This window comes from Burkholderia cenocepacia (genome assembly GCF_014211915.1).
Lineage (GTDB): Bacteria > Pseudomonadota > Gammaproteobacteria > Burkholderiales > Burkholderiaceae > Burkholderia > Burkholderia orbicola.
The window spans coordinates 717,360-735,671 of record NZ_CP060041.1 but is presented as its reverse complement, the minus strand read 5'-3'; the positions used below and the strand labels follow the sequence as shown (position 1 = coordinate 735,671).

The window sequence follows — 18,312 nt, the reverse complement described above, 5'->3', positions numbered from 1 at the left end:
GTCAGTGGGTCAGAACTGGTCTTCCGTCAACGCGAGCACGCTCTCGTTGCCCTTCGCGCCGACGATCGACGCCTCGAGTGCGCCCGCCTGCACCAGCACGTGCTCCGCATAGCATTGCGCGATCGCGATCTTCGCGTCGAAGAACGCAACGTCGCTCGCACGGTTCGCGTGAGCGGCCAGCAGCGCGCGCGCCATTTGCCATCCGCACAGCACGACGCCCGCGAGCTTCAGGTACGGCACGCTGCCCGCGAACACCGCATTCGGGTCCTGCTTCGCGTTCGCCAGCACGTAGTCCACCACCGACGACAGCGAGCGTGCGCCCTTCTCCAGCTGCGCCTTCATCGAGGCGGCCGCCGCGCCGTCCAGCTTGCCGAGCGCCGCGACGGTCTCGCCGATCTCGGCGATCAGCGCCTTGGCAACCGCGCCACCGTCGCGCAGCGTCTTGCGGCCGACGAGGTCGTTCGCCTGGATCGCGGTCGTGCCTTCGTAGATCGCGAGAATCCGTGCATCGCGGTAGTACTGCGCGGCGCCGGTTTCCTCGATGAAGCCCATCCCGCCGTGCACCTGCACGCCCAGGCTCGCCACGTCGTTCACCATCTCCGTGCTCCAGCCCTTCACGACCGGCACCAGATATTCGTAGATGGCCTGATGACGCGCGCGCGTCGCCTCGTCCGGATGGCGGTGGGCAATGTCGCTGTGCGCGGCGGCCACATAGGCCAGCGCCCGCGCGCCTTCGGTCAGCGCACGCATCGTGCCCAGCATCCGGCGCACGTCCGGGTGATGGATGATCGTCACCGACTGCCTGGCCGAGCCATCCACCGGGCGACTCTGCACGCGTTCCTTCGCGAATTCGGCCGCCTTCTGGTACGCGCGGTCGGCCACGCCGATCCCCTGCATCCCGACCCCGAAGCGCGCCGCATTCATCATGATGAACATGTATTCGAGGCCGCGGTTTTCCTCGCCCACGAGATAGCCGATCGCGCCGCCGTGGTCGCCGTATTGCAGCACCGCCGTCGGGCTCGCCTTGATCCCGAGCTTGTGCTCGATCGACACGCAGTGCACGTCGTTGCGCGCACCGAGCGAGCCGTCGTCGTTGACCATGAACTTCGGCACGATGAACAGCGAGATGCCCTTCACGCCTTCCGGCGCGTTCGGCGTGCGCGCCAGCACCAGGTGGACGATGTTGTCCGCCATGTCGTGCTCGCCCCACGTGATGAAGATTTTGGTGCCGAACACCTTGTAGGTGCCGTCGCCCTGCGGCTCCGCGCGCGAGCGCACCAGCGCGAGGTCGGAGCCGGCCTGCGGCTCGGTCAGGTTCATCGTGCCGGTCCATTCGCCGGAGATCAGCTTCGGCACGTAGCGCTGCTTCTGCTCGTCGGTACCGGCCGTCAGCAGCGCCTCGATCGCGCCGTCGGTGAGCAGCGGACACAGCGCGAACGACAGGTTCGACGCGTTCAGCATCTCGATGCACGGCGTCGCGATCAGCTTCGGCAACCCCTGGCCATCGTATTCGGCCGGATGCTGCAGCCCCTGCCAGCCGCCTTCGACGAACTGGCGGAACGCTTCGCCGAAGCCCGGCGTCGCGGTCACGACGCCATCCTTCCAGCTGCTCGGGTTGCGGTCGCCTTCGACGTTCAGCGGCGCCAGCACCTCGCCGCAGAATTTCGCGGACTCGTCGAGCACGGCCTGCGCCGTGTCGTAACCGGCATCCTCGAAACCCGGCAACTGCGCAACGGCGTCGATGCCCGCGAGTTCCTTCAGCACGAACAGCATGTCCTTGACGGGGGCGTTATAGCTCATGGTCGATGTTCCAATCAGGCGGTGAATAGGGCGCCGGGGGTACGGTACGGCAAAACCGGCCAGAACCGGCGACGTGATGGGCCATCCTAACGCCGGGATGCCGGATTTTCATTGTCATATCCGGCCCACATGGTGACAAAATCGGCCACGTCACGCACCAGCGGCGCCCCCCGCATGCGGCGGAGAAGCCCGTCTGGCGGGCATCAGCGCCCGATTTGCCCGCATCGGAAATCGCGATAAAGCGCGCCAAAAAAGCGATCAAGCGCGCGCCCGCCTACCCGGCTCGAGCAGCAAAGGGGCGCCGGTTATGGGAGTGTCCGCCGAAAAACCGGCCATGAAAACCGCAAGGGAGCCGCTTATGGGATTCGATCCGGAAAGCTGCGACTTACCGCCCCGCGCCCGCGTCACGCCCGACGCCGGTACGTCCCCGGCGTACTCCCCGTCCAGTGCCGGAACGCGCGATGAAACGCGCTCGGATCGTCGAAGCCGATATCGGCGCCGATCGCCGCGATCGTGTCCGGCGTGTCGGTCAGCCGCTGGATCGCGATATCGCGCCGCAGCTCGTCCTTCAGCACCTGGAACGTCGTCCCTTCGGCGGCCAGGTGACGGCTCAGCGTGCGCACCGAACAATGCAGGTGCTCGGCCGCCTGGTCGATCACGGGCAGATCCGGCAGCGCGGCCGACAGGTACTGCCGCACGCGGTGGCACACGAGCTGTTCGCTGAACGATTCGAAGATCCAGTCGCCGGGCGCACGCGCGAGGAACTTGCTCAGGTTGCGCTTGCTCTGCCGGATCGGCGCGTCGAGATAATCGGCGCTGAAGCGCATCAGCGTGCGCGCGCAGTCGAACTGCACGGCGCCGGTGAAGAAGTACAGGTGATCGACCGCATGGCGCGGCCGCGGGCACGCGAACTCGATCTGCAGCAGCGGGATCTTCTGGCCGATCAGCCAGGAGCACACGCCGTGCACGAGCTTGAGCATCAGCTCCTGGCCGAGCGCGCCGATCGGCCCAATGGCGTCGTTCGGGCGCAGCAGCACCTGCGCGACGAGATCGTCGCGCTTCGATTCGACGAAGAAGTCGTCGAGCAGGATATGGAAGAATTGCCCGAAACGATGCAGCGCCGTTTCGAGGTTGCGCGCATCGAGCAGGCTCAGGCACAGGTACTTCAGCGTGCCGCCGCGCAGCGGCCGCGAGAAGATGCCGGGCATCTCGTCGTCGAGATCGATCGCGAGCGTACGGTACAGCGTCGAGAACTGCTCCTCCGTCACGCGCGCATGCGGCTCGCCGAGCAGCTCGATCGGAATGCCGGCGCCGCGCAGGTAGCGCTCGACCACGTCGCGCTGCACGCCCGCGCTCGCGAGAAAGCCGTTGACGAGCGAGATCGGCACCGTCGCGCTCGGCGAAGGCAGCGCACGCCCGGGCCGGGCGGAAAGTGAATCTGAGCCGGTCATCGCGTCCCCGTCGATCGAACCGAGCGCATTGTACTTGAGCGGCCCGCGCGCCACCTTCGGGGTCGTCGGCACACCGAGCCGCGCAGCCGAGGCCGCGCGGCGCGTCGTCTTCATCAGTCGGTGCGGCTGAGTTCCCGGCGCAGGATCTTGCCGACCGTCGACTTCGGCAGCCGGTCGACGAAGCGCACGAGCTTCGGCACCTTGTACGCGGCCAGGCTCGCGCGGCAATGCGCGACGAGTTGCGCTTCCGTCACGTCGGCGTCCGGCGCGAGCACCACGAACAGCTTGACGGCCTCGCCCGTGCGCGGGTCCGGCACGCCGATGCACGCGCATTCCGCGACGCCCGGCAGCGCGGTTGCGACCGCTTCCACTTCGTTCGGGTACACGTTGAAGCCGGACACGATGATCATGTCCTTCTTGCGGTCGACGATCCGCAGGAAGCCGGCCGCGTCGAACACGCCGACGTCGCCGGTGCGGAAATAGCCGTCCGCCGTGAACGCGGCCGCATTCGCGTCCGGTTTCTGCCAGTAGCCGCTCATCACCTGCGGCCCCTTCACGCAGATCTCGCCCGCTTCGCCGATCGCCACCTCGCGATCCTGGTCGTCGAGCAGCTTCACGTCGGTCGACGGCAGCGGCAGGCCCGTGGTGCCCGTGAACCGGTCGATCGACTGCGGGTTGAACGACACGACCGGCGACGTTTCCGACAGCCCGTAGCCTTCGCGGATGAAGTTGTCGGTCACCGCCTTCCAGCGCGACGAGATCACGTCGATCACCGCCGCGCCGCCGCCGGCCGACAGCTTCAGCCGCGACCAGTCGACCTCCTTCAGCCGCGGATGGCCGGCAAGCCCCGCGTACAGCGTGTTCACGCCGACGAACACCGTCGGCCGCGCGGCCTTCAGCACGTCGATGAACCCGTCCATGTCGCGCGGGTTCGCGACGAGCCAGTTCTGCGCGCCGATCGCGAAGTAGGACAGGAAGTTCACCGTCAGCGCGAAGATGTGATACAGCGGAATCGCCGTGACGACGACTTCCTCGCCCGGCCGGCGTGCATCCGGCACGATCGCCGCGAACTGCGCGATGTTCGCGACGAGGTTGCGATGCGACAGCGCCGCGCCCTTCGACAAGCCGGTCGTGCCGCCCGTGTATTGCAGCAGCAACAGGTCCGCGCCGCTCAGCGCCACCGGCTCGCACGCGAGCGATTCGCCGGCGGCGATGGCCTGCGCGAGCGTGGTCGAGCCGGGCGGCAGTGCGTCGCACGTGCCGGCCGGCGCATCGACGACGCCGAGATCCTCGCGCCCCACGCTCAGCACGGTGCGCACGCGCGTGCCGCCGACCACGTCCGCGAACGTGCCCATCGACCCGCCGCAGACGACCGCCACCTCGACCCCCGCGTCGTTGAGCTGATGCTCGAGCTCGCGCGCGGTGTAGTGCGGATTCACGTTGACCTGAATCGCGCCGATCTTCGCGACGGCGACGAACACGACCGGGAACGCGAGCACGTTGGGCAGCATCACGGCCACGCGATCGCCCTTGCGCACGCCGACCACCTGCTGCAGATACGCGGCCAGCGCGGTCGACAGGCGCTCGACGTCGGCATAGGTGAGCGTGCGGCCGAACGCATGGAACGCCGGACGATCGGCGAAGCGGCGCATCGCGTCGTCCAGCAGCGCGCTGACGGAAGGATGGCGATCGGCGTCGATCTCGGCGGGGATCGAGCCATACGACCCGATCCAGTGTCTCTTCGTCATGTCTCACTCCTCTTTGGACGGCACGCCAGCCTGCGTACCGTTTGCACGGCGGCCTGCACGCCCGAAGGACGCGGGCCGCCGCCTGACCGGCGACTATCGCCCGCGCGACGCGCTTTGCAAATGATCCGGGCGGCCGAAAACATGATCGAAACGGACACGCGCGCACGCCGGCGTGTCCGGGCAACCCCGCCGGACGCCGCCACGCGCATATTCCCGGGCGCGAATTGCAAAGCAGCAAGCGGCATGGCGCGGCGTGCCGCCGTTCCTCATAATCGACGACCGTCCCTCATTCGCCCAGACCATGCAGCCGCTCGCCCTGGCCCCCGCCGACACCTTCTCGTCCGTTCGATTCCTGCTGACCGACATGGACGAAACGCTGACCCATCGCGGTCGTCTGGCCGCGCAGACCTATGCGGCGCTCGAGCGGCTGCAGACGCGCGGCATCCGCGTGATTCCGGTCACCGCCGCGCCGGCCGGCTGGTGCGACCAGATGGCGCGAATGTGGCCGGTCGACGGCGTGATCGCGGAGAACGGCGGGCTCTTCATCCGGCGCGGCGCGGACGGACACGGCGCCGAACGCCGTTACTGGCACGCGGACGATGCGCTCGACGGCGCGCGCGACGCGCTGCGGCGCATCGCGCAGCATGTCGGGAAGGCCGTCCCCGCCGCCCGCCACGCGGACGACCAGGACTTCCGCCTGACGTCGCTCGCGTACGCCCGCAGCGGCAGCGACCACGACCAGCGGATTCTCGACGCGCTGATCGAGGCCGGCGCGGACGCGACCATCAACAACCTGTGGGTGATCGGCTGGGTCGGCGGGTACGACAAGCTGTCGATGTCGCTGCGCGTGCTGGCGGATACGTTCGGCGTCGATGCCGGTGCGGCGCCCGGTTGCGTCGCCTATTCGGGCGACTCCACGAACGACGCGCCGATGTTCGGCCATTTCGCGCATACGGCCGGCATGAGCACCGTGGTCGAATATCTGCCGCAGTTGCCCGCGCTGCCGCGCTGGATCACGCAAGGCCCGGGCGGCAGCGGCTTCGTCGAATTCGCCGACGCGATCCTGCGCGCGCATCCCGGCGATCGGGGCTGACTGCCCCGCGGAGCAGTACGTGGAGCCGCCTCGCGAACCCGTTCGCGCGGCAGGCAGGCGTCTTCCAGCCCGGGTGATGCCGCGTGGCGCCGGCGTGTATCAGGGTGAACCCGGTGGCGGATGGGACCGTTCCCGCGCAGAATTGCGTGCCGTCAACGATATCGATTCGGACGCAGAACCCGCCATGCCGCGCAGTGCGCTCTTGAAACCGACCGACGCCCGTCCCGGCCGTCCCGCCCGGCTGCCGGACGCCGCTTCCGCCCACGCATTGCGCGAGCAGCGCTTCACGCCGGCCAAGCTGGCCGTGCTGGTCGACGTGGCCGCGCAAGCCGGCCTCGACCCGGCGACGGTGCTCGCCGGCACCGGCCTCGCGCCGGCCGACGTCGCGGACCCGTTTGCGCTCACGTCGCCGCTGCAGTTCCTGACGGCCGCGCGCAATGCGGTCGGCCGGTACGACGGCACCGATCTCGGCGTGCGCGTCGGCCGCCGGCTGCACGCGTCGAGCTACGGCATGTACGGCTACGCGATGCTGTGCTCGGAATCGCTCGCGCATGCGTTCGATTCCGCCGTCAAGTATCACCGGCTCGCGAACGGCATGCTGCCGATCCGCTGGGTCGAACAGGGCGATACCGCATCGTGGCTGTTCCCGGACCGGCACGAAGTCGCGCTGCCCGATCTCGACGAGCCGCTGTACCGTTTCCTGATCGACATGCAGTTCGCGCTGCACGTGACGATCATCAAGGACGTGATGGGCGGATGGTGCGTGCCGGCGCGCGCGCAGTTCGCGCAGCCGCGGCCGCCGCACGGCGCGCTGCTGGCCGACGCGCTCGAATGCCCGATCGCGTTCGACCAGCCGCATCACGTGCTCAGCTATCCGGCGGCGTGGCTCGCGCGCGCGCCGCAGCTCGCGAACCCGATCACCGCCGCGCAGGTGTCGTCGCACTGCGCGCAGTTGCTCGACGAATTGCGCAGCCAGTCGGGCATCACGCGGCGCGTCTACGAGGAACTCACCCGCACGCCGGGACAATTCCCGGACATCGACGCGATCGCCGAGATCCTGTGCATGACGTCGCGCACGCTGCGCCGCAAGCTCGAAGCCGAAGGCACGTCGTACAGCGAACTGCTGACGAGCGTGCGCAAGGCGCTCGCGATCGACTACCTCAGCACGACCACGCTCAGCACCGAGGACATCGCGCTGACCCTCGGCTTCAGCGATGCCGTGGGATTTCGCCACGCGTTCAAGCGCTGGACCGGCACGACGCCGAGCGACGTGCGGCGCAAGCGCGGCGGATGACGCCGCCGCTCGCGCTCAGCGTGCGTCGCCCGCCGCCGGTGACGCGACCGCCAGCGCAAACTCGAACACCGCGCCGCGCCCGGGCCGGTCGACGAGCCGGATGCCGCTGCCGTTGAGCGCGAGCATCCGGTGCACGATCAACAGGCCGAGCCCGCCGCTCGTCACCGTGCCGCCGCCCGTCGGCCGCTGCGGCCGCTGGAACAGCCCTTCTCGCCGCGCCGCCGGAATCCCCTCCCCGGTATCCGACACGGTCACGATCACGCGGTCGCCCTGCGGCTCCAGCGCGATCTCGATCTCGCCATGCGAAGGCGTGTGCCGCAGCGCGTTGTCGAGCAGGTTGGTCAGCACGCGCTCGATCATCCCGAGATCGGCCGACACCACCGGCACGCGCGGCGGAATCCGCGCATGCAGCGCGACGCCGCGCGATTGCGCGGCCAGCTCGAATTTCTGGAACACGTCCTGCACGAGATCGACGAGCGAGAACGGCTCGCGCTCGGCCTGCGCGCCGCCCGATTCGAGCCGCGCGAGCTCGAACAGCGCCTGCGCGAGCCGTCCGACCTTCGCGCTCTGCGCGAGCGCGATCGACAGGTAGCGCCGCCGTTCGGGCTCGGGCAGCGTGTCGGCTTTCAGCGACAGCGTCTCCAGATAACCGTGCAGCGACGTGAGCGGCGTACGCAGGTCATGGGAAATGTTCGTGATCAGTTCGCGCCGCTGCTGGTCCTGGCGCGTCAGCGCGCGCCACTGATCGCCGATCCGGTCGGCCATCTGCGCGAACGCGGATTCGAGCACCGCGATGTCGTCGCCGCGCTGGCCCGGCGGCAAGCGCAGCACCGGCGGCGGCGGCGTGTCGGGCGTACCCGGCGCGCCAGGCGCATCGTTCGCGTCGAAGGCGCGCATCGCGGCCGTCAGCTGGCGCAGCGGGCGCGTGATGAAACTGAATGCGACGAGGCCCGCGAGCAGGCCGAGCAGCGCGACGATCGCCATCGACCACAGCGTCGTGCGCAGCACGTTGCCGGCGTCGACGCGCGCGGCGAGCCGGTCATGCGCCTCGCCGAGCAGCACCACGTAGATGTAGCCCGACGGCGGCTGCCCCGCGCGCTGCAGCGGCGCGGCGCTGAACACCTTGCGCGCGTCCGGGCTGCGCGGATCGTCGCCGAGGATCGGCAGCGGCTGGCCCGCGATGAAACGCTGCACGGGCGCGAGATCGACGCGGTCGCGCTTCACGTGGCCCGGCGGCGCATCGTCGCCCTTGATGCGCCCCGCGTTGTCGAGCAGGTACACCTCGACGCTCGGGTTCACGCCCATCAACTGGCCGAACAGCGTGCGCACTGCGTCGGGGCGCAGCCCGTTCGCGTCCATCAGCGGCGCGCTGTTGGCGATGTTCGTGGCCAGGTCGCGCGACAGCGCCTGCACGACCTCCTTCTCGCGCATGTCGTTCGCACGGATCTGCAGCCATGCCGACGCGCCCGAGCACGCGATCAGCAGGATCGAGAACACGAGCGACAGCCGCCGGGTGAGCGTGAGTTTCATCACGCGTCCCGCTGGCCCGGCGCGGCGAGCTTGTAGCCGCGCCCCCACACGGTGAGGATGCGCACCGGCTCGGCCGGATCGGCCTCGATCTTCGCGCGCAACCGGTTGATGTGGGTGTTGACCGTATGTTCGTAGCCTTCGTGCTGATAGCCCCACACCGCATTGAGCAGGTCCATCCGCGAGAACACCTTGCCCGGGTGCCGCGCGAAGAAATACAGCAGGTCGAATTCGCGCGGCGTGAGGTCGAGGCGCGCGCCGTCGACGCTCGCCTCGCGTGCGATCGGGTCGATCGCCAGCCCCGCGACGTCGAGCGTGCCCGCGTCGATCCGCGAATCGCGTGCGAGCGCATCGACGCGCCGCAGCAGCGCCTTCACGCGCGCGACGAGTTCGAGCACCGAGAACGGTTTCGCGAGGTAGTCGTCGGCGCCGAGTTCGAGGCCGAGGATGCGATGCACCTCGCTCGACCGCGCGCTCGTGATGATGATCGGCGTATAGCGCGTCATCGCCCGGGCCCGTCGGCAGATCTCGAGGCCGTCGACGCCCGGCAGCATCAGGTCGAGGATCAGCGCGTCCCAGTTGCCCTGTTCGAGCAGGCGCAACCCTTCGGCGCCGTCCGCGCTGTGCACGACCTCGTAGCGCTCGTCGCGCAGGTGCAGGCTCAGCACGTCGGCGATGTCGGCGTCGTCCTCGACGATCAGGATGCGTTTCGGTTGGTCCATGGCGGTGGATGGCGGCGCGTCGGAGCGGGGTTCGATAATGGCGGTCGACGGGCGATCGGCCCGGGTCGAATCGCGGCGGAAGGCCGCGCTGCCGTCATTGTGCAAAATTTTGCGGCGGAGAGTGATCACATTTCGTTTAATTTTGGATCGTGCTCCTGATGTAAGCCAATGTCCGCAAGGCTTCCCGCTCCGCCCCCCTCACGCTCGATTCCGCGCGTCCCCGCACGAATACTCGATCGACGCCGAAAGGCGGCCGCCAGATGCCGCGTGCCACCTTGCCCCGGTGCGGACACACCGGTCATGTGCCGTGCAGCCGTCGACGCGTTCCTCGAGGCGGCCGCAAGCGCGCCGGCCGGCAACGCGCCGGCGGTGCAACCTCAGCTTTCGTCCGACTATTCTCGAAACGAGAACGATCCATTCTCCGCGGCGGGGATTCTGTCGCAACCGTCGAGTTTCTACACTTGCCGCAAGCGATGAGACCTGCTCATCGCACCCCGCCCAAAAGGAAACCGTCATGAAGCTCTACGTTCACCCGCTTTCCGGTCATTCGCACCGCGCACGCCTGCTCATCTCGCTGCTCGGCATCGAACACGAACTGATTGAAGTCGACCTGGCCGCCGGCGCGCACAAGTCGCCTGAATTTCTGGCGCTGAACCGCTTCGGTCAGGTGCCGGTGCTGGTCGACGGGGAAACCGTGATTGCCGATTCGAATGCCATTCTCGTGTATCTCGCCCGCACGTCGGGCAACAGCGACTTCCTCCCGCAATCGCCGGTGCAGGAAGCCGCCGTGCAGCGCTGGTTGTCCGTCGCGGCCGGCGAGATCGCATTCGGCCCGGCCGCCGCTCGGCTCATCACGGTCTTCGGTGCGAAGTTCGACGCCGACGAAGTGATCGCCCGCGCGCATCGCATCCTCGCGCTCATCGACGCCGAACTCGCGGGGCGCGACTTCATCGTCGGGTCGAAGCCCACCATCGCCGACGTCGCGTTGTATGGCTACGTTGCCCGCGCACCCGAAGGCAATGTGGACCTGTCGGGCTATTCGAACGTCGCGACGTGGCTGCGCCGCATCGAGGCGTTGCCGGGTTTCGTCGAGTTCGTGAAGACGCCGGTCGGGCTCGCGGCGGCTGCGTGAGCGAGGCCGGCCCGTTGCCCGCGCGGTGCCGGCGGGCGACACCGGCGCGTCAAGGGGCGCCGTGCGCGTCATTGTGCAGATTCTGTCCGGGAGACACATCGTGAGCACGATATCGAATGAAGCAAGCTCGCCGTGGCATCGGGGCGAACTCGAGCTGCAGGAAAAGACGGGCGTCATGCAGAAGATGGACAGCGTGGGACGACGCTTCGTCAGGAACCACATGCCCGACCAACATCGGGCGTTCTTCGCGCAGTTGCCCTTTGTCGTCGTCGGTGCGGTGGCCGACGACGGCGATGTATGGGCGACGTTCGCATTCGGCCGCCCCGGCTTCATGCAGTCGCCGAACGACAAGCGCCTGCGCATCGACACCGTATTCGATCCGCACGATCCGGCTGCCAGCGGCACGCACGACGGCGCGGCGATCGGCCTGCTCGGCATCGAACTGCATACGCGGCGTCGCAATCGCCTGAACGGCGTGATCCGTCGCGGCGAGACGCACGCATTCGATCTCGACGTCGTGCAGAGCTTCGGCAACTGCCCGCAATACATCCAGTTGCGCGATTTCGCCTTCGTACGCGAACCCGATACGTTCTCCGCGATCGCACCGGAGCAAAGCGATCGGCTCGACGATCGCGCCCGCGCGATCATCGCGGCTGCCGACACGCTGTTCGTCGCGTCCTACGTCGGCGACGGCGCCGAGCGTCAGGTCGACGTTTCGCATCGCGGCGGCAAGGCGGGGTTCGTGCGCATCGGCGACGACGGCGTGCTGACGATCCCGGATTTCGCCGGCAACCTGTTCTTCGCGACACTCGGCAATTTTCGGGTCAATCCGCGCGCGGGCATCGTGTTCGCCGACTTCGAAACCGGCGACGTATTGCAGATGACCGGTGAAGCCGAAGTCGACCTCGATTCGCCCGAGATCGCCGCCTTTCAGGGCGCGGAGCGACTGTGGCGCTTCAAGCCGCGCCGCGTGGTTTTTCGCGCCGGCGCACTGCCGTTGCGCTGGACGTTCCGCGCGGAAGGCTGGTCGCCCAACTCGCTGATGACGGGGAGCTGGGACGAGGCCGCGAGCCGCCTGAGCGCCGCCGAACTGGCGCGGGCGTGGCGTCCGTTCAGGGTCGCAAAAATCACCGACGAGAGCACGCTGATCCGCTCGTTCCAGCTCGACCCCGCGGACGGTGCCGGCTTGGTACCGCACCTGGCGGGCCAGCACGTGCCGATTCGCGTGAACCCGTCGGAAGACGGCGATCCGCTCATTCGGACCTATACGTTGTCGAGCGCGCCGTCGGACGGTGTGTATCGCATCAGTGTAAAGCGCGAAGGCCGCGTGTCGTCGCATCTGCATGACGTGGTGCAGGTCGGTGACAACATCGACGTCCGAGCGCCCGCGGGGCAATTCACGATCGATGCGCTCGAGCGCCGTCCTGCCGTGTTGCTGGCGGCAGGGGTCGGGGTGACGCCGATGCTGGCGATGTTGCGTCACATCGTCTACGAAGGCGCGCGCAAGCGCGGCACGCGCAAGACCTGGTTCTTTCACGCCGCACGCTCCGTGAAGGAGCGCGCGTTCAGCGACGAGATCGGCCAGCTCGCATCGGCGGCGAACGGCGCCGTGAACGTGGTGCGCGTCCTGTCGGACGCGACCGGCGCGCGGGAAGGCGACGAGTTCGACGTCGCGGGCCGCATCGATGCGAACCTGCTGCGCGCCACGCTGCCGTTCGACGACTACGACTTCTATCTGTGCGGACCGTCGGGCTTCATGCAGGCGGTCTATGACGAGCTCCGCGACCTGAACGTGGCGGACCACCGGATCCACGCGGAGCCGTTCGGCCCTTCCGGGCTCAAGCGTCGAGCCGATTCGGGCGCAAGTGCCCCACTGCGCGCGCCGGCGGATACGCCGACACCCGTCGCGTTCGTCAAGTCGGGCAAGGAAGCGCGCTGGCAGCCGGGCAGCGGCTCGCTGCTGGAGCTGGCCGAGGCGCGCGGCCTGACGCCCGAATACGGGTGCCGCGGAGGCAGTTGCGGTACCTGCCGCACCCGGATCGTCGAAGGCGCGGTGACGTATCCGGTCGCGCCGGAATTCAAGGTATCGGACGACGAAGCGCTGATCTGCTGCGCGGTGCCCGCGCATCGCGAATCGGGCGGAGGCGACCGTCTGCTGCTCGACGTGTAATTCTGAACCCTCGTCGCACGACGACACGCAGAACTGGTATCGCTCATACGGCAACGAGAACTGGGAATTCGGTGACGATGGCCTCATGCATCACCGCCATGCGTGCATCAACGATCTGCCGATCGCCGAGGCCGACCGGAAGTTCTTCTGGCCGCTCGGGCGCAGGCCCGACGATCATCCCGGCCTGAGCGATCTCGGCCTGTAGGGTCCGTTACATACGGAACGTGCATGCGTTGCCACCAGAACGGCCGCGCGCGCGCCGTGCCGACTCGCCGGTGTCAGCTAGGCAGACCACAGCGGCGCTTTGGCTCTCAGCCTTTCGACGCAGAGATCGATGAAGGCGCGCGCTTTCCGGTTCGCGTGCCGGCCCTCCCGATGCACGACATGAACCGGAAGCGGAGCAAGTTCGTGCTCGGCCAGCAGCACGCACAGCGTGCCTTGCGCGAGCTCGTCGACCACCTGATATGACAGCAGGCGCACGATTCCGAGGCCGGCCGTCGCCGCGGCGATCGCGGAATCGTTCGTCGTGGTCAGCAGGCGTGGCTGGATAGGGACGGTGAGCGTCCTGTCCCGCGCACGGAAGCGCCATTCCGGCGCCGGCGTGATGCCCGTCGCCTGAATCGTGACATGAGCCGCGAGATCGTCCGGATGCCGCGGCGTGCCGTGCGCACGTAGATAAGCGGGAGAAGCGCACAGCACGCGGCGTACCTTGCCGACCGGGATCGCCTGCAGCGACGAGTTCGGAAGTTCGCCGATACGCACTGCAACGTCGGCACCTTCATCGACGAGATTCACGACGCGGTCCAGAAACCAGCAGTTGAGATTGACGAAAGGATGATGCTCCAGATACTCGAGCGCGATCGGTGTCACATAGCTCTTGCCGAACAGCACGGGCGCCGTGACGGTGAGCTGGCCGCGTGGCGTATTGCCGGTGCCGGTGGCGGAAAGCTCCGCCGCGTCGATGTCCGCCAGAATTCGCCGGCAGTCTTCGTAAAACGACGCGCCCGCATCGGTGATGCGGACCACGCGCGTCGTCCGCGTCAGAAGCCGCACGCCCAGATATTCCTCGAGTTCCGTCATCACGCGGCTGATCACCGACGGCGATACGTTCAGCTTGCGCGCCGCCGATGCGAACCCTTCCGTCTCGACCACCGTGACGAAGGTGGTCATGGCCTGGAGCCTGTCCATGTATGAAAGATATCCGGGTGAAGTGAACCTGTCCGCACGCGCATCGCGCGCATCCATGTCGCCGCATGGCGGCGGCCAGCATAGCAAAATTTCGAATCCGTTCCGCGTGCGAGGTCGGTGCGCGACGATCGTTTCCGTGCATGCACCATGCATCGTCGACGGCTGCGCGGTCGTGGGCCGGCCGCGATGAATTCGACAGCATCGCGAATCCGATCCGCAGGCAGGCGATCGTGCGAACGTCGATCCCGGACGGAACCGGCAGGCGAACGCCGCGCAAGCATCGTGCGTCAGGATGAATGCGCGTCCGGCCCCGCGGTTCTCGACGATCGCATGCGCCACTTCGCCGGCGTCATGCCTACCTGCCGTTTGAACACCCGTTGGAACGCGGCCTCGGATCGATATCCGACCGATTCGCCGATCTCCGCGACGGACATCGTCGTTTGCGCCAGCTTGCGCCCGGCAAGTGCCATGCGGATTTCCGTCAGGACATCGGTTGCCGAGCGGCTGATCGCCTCGTCGAAATGGCGGGCGAACGTCGCGCGCGACATGTGGCACCGCTCGGCCAGCTGTGCGAGTGTCCAAGGCTTTTCTGGCTCGTCGAACATGGCCGCGAGAGCCGGCTGCAGCCGATGACGTTGTGCCAGCGCAAGCAGCCCGCGCGGCGCGTGGTCCGCCTCGGACGCACTGCGCAGGGTCAACGCGAACAGCGCGCCGGACAGATGATCCACGACCGCGGCACTGCCGGCGCGTTGCTCCAGCGCTTCCTCCCTCATCAATTCGATGACCCGCGCCAGCCGCGTGGCTGCAAACGCGGCGTCGCGCGTCGGTCCATCGCCCGCGGTCACGCTGCTCACGAGCAGACGTCGAGGCAGATGGTCGCGCAGCAACTGCTGCGGGACAGCCGGCAGCACGAAGCGCCCGCACAGCACATCGGTGCTCGCGTCGGCGCTGCCGTTCGTCGCAACGGTCAGGCCGTTGCTGTGCCGCTCGCGCGCCGCGCGCGGCGCGTCGCCGCTGCCGTCGTGCAGCCGATGGGCACTGCCGGAGGGAAACACCACGATGTCGCCGGCCTTCATCCGGAGCGTCGGCTCGTCTTCTCCGTGCGTCTCGCACTCGACGACAGCCTCGCCGCGCAACAGTATGTGATAAGGGAGTTCCCACTCGCTCGACTCGGGATGGTCGATGCGCCACGGCGCACCGAAGTGGCACCGCACGTCAAGTCGCCCGGTGACCGGCATCATCGACAGCAATCGGTCGAGCATTTCCATATGAGACGTTTGAGCATGGAGTTGCGGCAGTATGGCATTAAAGAAACCGCCGCGCATCCCTACACTGACTCCCATGCCATACGACATGGCTAACCGTTCAACCATGAAGCAAGGAGTCGATCATGTCCCGTCTCACCACCATTCACCCTGAAGAGGCAACCGGCGCGACCGCTGAAGTGTTCGCGAAAATCAAGAAGGCTGTCGGCAAGGTGCCCAACGCCTACGCAACCATCGGCACGCAAAGCCCCGAAGCGCTCGGCGCGGCGCTGGCATTCGATGCGGCGGTCGCGGCAAGCACACTCGGCAAGGCCGATATCGAGGTGATCAAGCTGACGGTCAGCGAATACGCGGGATGTGATTACTGCGTGGCCGCTCACACGCTGATGGGCAAGCTGGCAGGCCTGACGAGTGATCAGATGAAGCAGGTGCGCGCAGGCGCGACAACCGGCGACGCCGCGCGGGACGCGCTGGTCGCGTATGTCCGTACGCTCGTCGGCACGCACGGCACGGTTCCCGTTGCGGTCGTCGATGCGGTGCGCGCAGCGGGCTATACGGAACGCCAGCTCATCGAGATCAGTCTCGCCATCGCATCGATCACGTTCACGAACCTCGTCAATCGCGTGAACGATACGACGCTCGATTTTCCGGCTGTGGCGTAACGGCGCGTCCGTGCGGGCCTCGGCGACCGATTCCGAATCGTTCATTCGTCGGCCTTCATCGAAACGGAACTTGCCGACGCGCCCGGCACACGGGTGCCTGCATGCGCTACCGCCACGCCGGGAGCGGAAAACGCTCAAATGGTGTTGATCCCGTTGCCGTGCGCGGTCATTTCGACGAAGTGATCCGCCGGCATCGGGCGCCCGAGCAGGAAGCCCTGCAGCGAGTTGCAGCCGAGTTGGGTCAGGAACTGCTGCTGGGCCGTCGTTTCAACGCCCTCCGCGACGATCTTCAGGTCCAGTGCCCGGCCGAGGGCGACGATCGCCGAAATGATCGCGGCGTCTTCGGTATCGTGTTCGAGATCGCGAATGAAGCCGCGGTCGATCTTGAGCTCGCTGGCCGGCAAGCGTTTGAGATACAGCAAGCTTGAATAACCCGTTCCGAAGTCGTCGATGGAAATGCGCACGCCCATGTCGTGAAGCTGCTGCAGGATTCTCAAGCTGGCGTCCGCATCGCGCATCGCGGTCGATTCCGTGATCTCCAGCGTCAGGCAGTGCGGCTCCAGCGCGTGCCGCTGCAAGGTGGCCTCCACGACCCGGATCAGGCTCGCGTGACCGAATTGCAGCGGCGACAGGTTGACGGCCATCGTCCAGTCGGTTCGACCTGCATCGCACCACACGCGCATCTGCCGACAGGCCTCGTCCAGCACCCACTCGCCGATCGGCACGATCAAGCCGGTCTTTTCCGCAATCGGGATGAACTGATCGGGTGAAATGAGACCGCGCGTCGGGTGCATCCATCGCAACAGCGCCTCGACGCCGATGATCGGTCCGTGCGGGACGTCGAACTTCGGCTGGTAGTGCAGGACCAGTTCACGCCGCTCCAGCGCCAAACGGAGCTCCTGCACGATTTTCAGGTGCTCGCGGACATTCGCGTTCATCGATGCCTCGAAGAAACAGTACGCGTTCCGGCCGAGTGCCTTGGCGTGATACATCGCTGCATCGGCATTGGTCATCAGGTCGCGGAAATCGCTACCGTTGCCGGGATAGAGCGCAATGCCGATACTGGCCGACACGCGCAATTCGTGTTCGGACACGCGGAACGGTTTCCGGATCACCGCCAATATCTTGTCCGCCACGTCGGCCGCGTCCGCGGGCTCGTCCACCGCCACGGCCAGCACGAATTCGTCGCCCCCCAGGCGGGCAATCGTGTCCTGCGAACGCAGGTTCGCGCCGATGCGCCGCGCCACGTCGACCAGCAACAGATCGCCGACGTGATGACCATAGGCATCGTTGACCGCCTTGAATCCATCGAGGTCCATGAACATCAGCGCGAAGCTTCCGTGCTCGCGGTCGGCACCCTGAATCGCCTGATCGATCCGGTCTTCGAGCAGCACGCGATTGGGGAGCTTGGTGAGGTTGTCGTGCAGCGCCAGATACGTCAATTCCTGGTTGGCTGCGGCCAGTGACGTGGCCAGTACCGCCGTGCGGGCCTCCAGACGCAGGTCGAGGATGGAGACGATCAACGCAATGGCGAGTATGGCCAACGTGGCGACGATGATGACCAGTGCCAGCCAGCCGGCGTCCATGCGCGAGCCGGCTGCCCCGCAGATGCTGCCCAGCGGGAAGCGGGCGGCGGCCATCCCGGTATAGTGCATGCCGGCGATGGCGGCGCCCATCAGGACGGCCGATCCCAGGTTGAGCAGGCGCACGCGCGACGAGTTGGCACGCCGGATGAATACGATCCACAGCACGGCGCCCGATGCGACCACGGCAATCGCGACCGACAGGCAAACGAGCAACGGGTCGTAGCCGATGCCGGGCGACATGCGCATCGACGCCATGCCCGTGTAATGCATGCCCGCTACGCCGGCCCCCATCAACATGGCCCCGCCGCACAGCCGGCGCCACTTCAGCGTGTCCCGGCAGACGAGCCACAGTGCGCCCGTGGAGCAGACGATCGCGATCAGCAACGACAGCAAGGTAATGGCCGGATCGTATCCGAGTGGAATCGGCAACGCGAAAGCGAGCATGCCGACGAAATGCATCGACCAGATGCCCGTGCCCATCACGCAAGCCCCGCCGACCAGCCACCACCGTGCGGCATGCCCCTGAGCGCTCTTGATGCGCCCAGCCATGTCCAGCACGGTGTAGGACGCCAATATGGCAATCAGCAGCGAAAGAAGAACGAGCAACGCGTTATAACTGGTCGGCAGCATTGTTGTTTACAGATCGCTTTCGATTCGGCGACGACGAGACCACG

At 67.3% G+C, this 18,312-nt stretch carries 13 protein-coding genes and 1 pseudogene; 6 read left to right on the top strand and 8 right to left on the bottom strand.

From position 1 onward, the window contains the following. Window positions 1-9: 9 nt before the first annotated feature. From SY91_RS32490 to SY91_RS32480, 3 genes are all read right to left on the bottom strand, one after another. A complete protein-coding gene (locus SY91_RS32490; protein ID WP_023477608.1) occupies window positions 10-1,800 on the bottom strand; it encodes an acyl-CoA dehydrogenase in 1,791 nt (596 codons plus the stop codon). Between the two features lie 404 nt (window positions 1,801-2,204). Continuing rightward, window positions 2,205-3,365, bottom strand: a complete 1,161-nt coding sequence (locus tag SY91_RS32485) for an AraC family transcriptional regulator (protein WP_023477606.1) — start codon at window positions 3,363-3,365, stop codon at window positions 2,205-2,207. After that, the gene (locus SY91_RS32480) at window positions 3,365-4,999 is read right to left on the bottom strand and encodes an AMP-binding protein (RefSeq protein ID WP_023477605.1); all 1,635 of its coding nucleotides are present in this window, start codon (window positions 4,997-4,999) and stop codon (window positions 3,365-3,367) included. Before SY91_RS32480 ends, SY91_RS32485 begins: the two co-directional genes overlap by 1 nt. 301 nt (window positions 5,000-5,300) lie before the next feature. Between SY91_RS32480 and SY91_RS32475 the strand changes: the two genes are divergently transcribed. After that, window positions 5,301-6,092 (top strand): HAD-IIB family hydrolase, encoded by a 792-nt coding sequence (locus tag SY91_RS32475; RefSeq protein ID WP_023477604.1) that lies wholly within the window; start codon window positions 5,301-5,303, stop codon window positions 6,090-6,092. 184 nt (window positions 6,093-6,276) lie between these two features. Further along, entirely contained in the window at window positions 6,277-7,386 is a 1,110-nt protein-coding gene (locus SY91_RS32470; protein ID WP_043888515.1) for an AraC family transcriptional regulator, read from the top strand. Between the two features lie 15 nt (window positions 7,387-7,401). Here SY91_RS32470 and SY91_RS32465 read toward each other — a convergent pair whose 3' ends face one another. Together SY91_RS32465 and SY91_RS32460 are read right to left on the bottom strand one after the other, a co-directional pair. Beyond that, a complete protein-coding gene (locus SY91_RS32465; RefSeq protein ID WP_023477602.1) occupies window positions 7,402-8,916 on the bottom strand; it encodes a sensor histidine kinase in 1,515 nt (504 codons plus the stop codon). After that, window positions 8,916-9,635 (bottom strand): response regulator transcription factor, encoded by a 720-nt coding sequence (locus SY91_RS32460; RefSeq protein ID WP_011545754.1) that lies wholly within the window; start codon window positions 9,633-9,635, stop codon window positions 8,916-8,918. The genes SY91_RS32465 and SY91_RS32460 overlap by 1 nt, the downstream gene beginning before the upstream one ends. Before the next feature lie 514 nt (window positions 9,636-10,149). Between SY91_RS32460 and SY91_RS32455 the strand changes: the two genes are divergently transcribed. The 3 genes and pseudogenes from SY91_RS32455 to SY91_RS32445 all read left to right on the top strand — a co-directional run. Further along, window positions 10,150-10,767 (top strand): glutathione S-transferase family protein, encoded by a 618-nt coding sequence (locus tag SY91_RS32455; protein WP_023477600.1) that lies wholly within the window; start codon window positions 10,150-10,152, stop codon window positions 10,765-10,767. A gap of 100 nt (window positions 10,768-10,867) precedes the next feature. Continuing rightward, a complete protein-coding gene (locus SY91_RS32450; RefSeq protein ID WP_006481451.1) occupies window positions 10,868-12,937 on the top strand; it encodes a pyridoxamine 5'-phosphate oxidase family protein in 2,070 nt (689 codons plus the stop codon). A gap of 16 nt (window positions 12,938-12,953) precedes the next feature. Continuing rightward, window positions 12,954-13,142 (top strand): annotated as a pseudogene (locus SY91_RS32445) (DUF1348 family protein); the annotation flags it as partial. A gap of 77 nt (window positions 13,143-13,219) precedes the next feature. Here the strand turns inward: SY91_RS32445 and SY91_RS32440 are convergent. Together SY91_RS32440 and SY91_RS32435 are read right to left on the bottom strand one after the other, a co-directional pair. Beyond that, window positions 13,220-14,125 (bottom strand): LysR family transcriptional regulator, encoded by a 906-nt coding sequence (locus SY91_RS32440; protein ID WP_043888514.1) that lies wholly within the window; start codon window positions 14,123-14,125, stop codon window positions 13,220-13,222. Window positions 14,126-14,412: 287 nt separating this feature from the next. Further along, window positions 14,413-15,393 carry a cupin domain-containing protein gene (locus SY91_RS32435; RefSeq protein ID WP_034175553.1) on the bottom strand — a complete coding sequence of 327 codons (981 nt, stop codon included), beginning with the start codon at window positions 15,391-15,393 and terminating at the stop codon, window positions 14,413-14,415. A 122-nt stretch (window positions 15,394-15,515) separates the two neighbouring features. Between SY91_RS32435 and SY91_RS32430 the strand changes: the two genes are divergently transcribed. Then, window positions 15,516-16,052, top strand: coding sequence for a carboxymuconolactone decarboxylase family protein (locus SY91_RS32430; protein WP_023477595.1), 537 nt, complete (start codon window positions 15,516-15,518; stop codon window positions 16,050-16,052). Between the two features lie 134 nt (window positions 16,053-16,186). Here the strand turns inward: SY91_RS32430 and SY91_RS32425 are convergent, their stop codons facing one another. Further along, the gene (locus SY91_RS32425; RefSeq protein ID WP_006481456.1) at window positions 16,187-18,268 is read right to left on the bottom strand and encodes a bifunctional diguanylate cyclase/phosphodiesterase; all 2,082 of its coding nucleotides are present in this window, start codon (window positions 18,266-18,268) and stop codon (window positions 16,187-16,189) included. Window positions 18,269-18,312: the final 44 nt, after the last annotated feature.

Bases quoted from the DNA above. Each gene is read 5' to 3' on its own strand.
- SY91_RS32430 (WP_023477595.1), top strand. From the start codon at position 15,516: ATGTCCCGTCTCACCACCATTCACCCTGAAGAGGCAACCGGCGCGACC.
- SY91_RS32455 (WP_023477600.1), top strand. From the start codon at position 10,150: ATGAAGCTCTACGTTCACCCGCTTTCCGGTCATTCGCACCGCGCACGC.
- SY91_RS32490 (WP_023477608.1), bottom strand. From the start codon at position 1,800: ATGAGCTATAACGCCCCCGTCAAGGACATGCTGTTCGTGCTGAAGGAA.
- SY91_RS32425 (WP_006481456.1), bottom strand. From the start codon at position 18,268: ATGCTGCCGACCAGTTATAACGCGTTGCTCGTTCTTCTTTCGCTGCTG.
- SY91_RS32480 (WP_023477605.1), bottom strand. From the start codon at position 4,999: ATGACGAAGAGACACTGGATCGGGTCGTATGGCTCGATCCCCGCCGAG.
- SY91_RS32440 (WP_043888514.1), bottom strand. From the start codon at position 14,125: ATGGACAGGCTCCAGGCCATGACCACCTTCGTCACGGTGGTCGAGACG.
- SY91_RS32435 (WP_034175553.1), bottom strand. From the start codon at position 15,393: ATGGAAATGCTCGACCGATTGCTGTCGATGATGCCGGTCACCGGGCGA.
- SY91_RS32475 (WP_023477604.1), top strand. From the start codon at position 5,301: ATGCAGCCGCTCGCCCTGGCCCCCGCCGACACCTTCTCGTCCGTTCGA.
- SY91_RS32470 (WP_043888515.1), top strand. From the start codon at position 6,277: ATGCCGCGCAGTGCGCTCTTGAAACCGACCGACGCCCGTCCCGGCCGT.
- SY91_RS32465 (WP_023477602.1), bottom strand. From the start codon at position 8,916: ATGAAACTCACGCTCACCCGGCGGCTGTCGCTCGTGTTCTCGATCCTG.
- SY91_RS32485 (WP_023477606.1), bottom strand. From the start codon at position 3,365: ATGAAGACGACGCGCCGCGCGGCCTCGGCTGCGCGGCTCGGTGTGCCG.
- SY91_RS32460 (WP_011545754.1), bottom strand. From the start codon at position 9,635: ATGGACCAACCGAAACGCATCCTGATCGTCGAGGACGACGCCGACATC.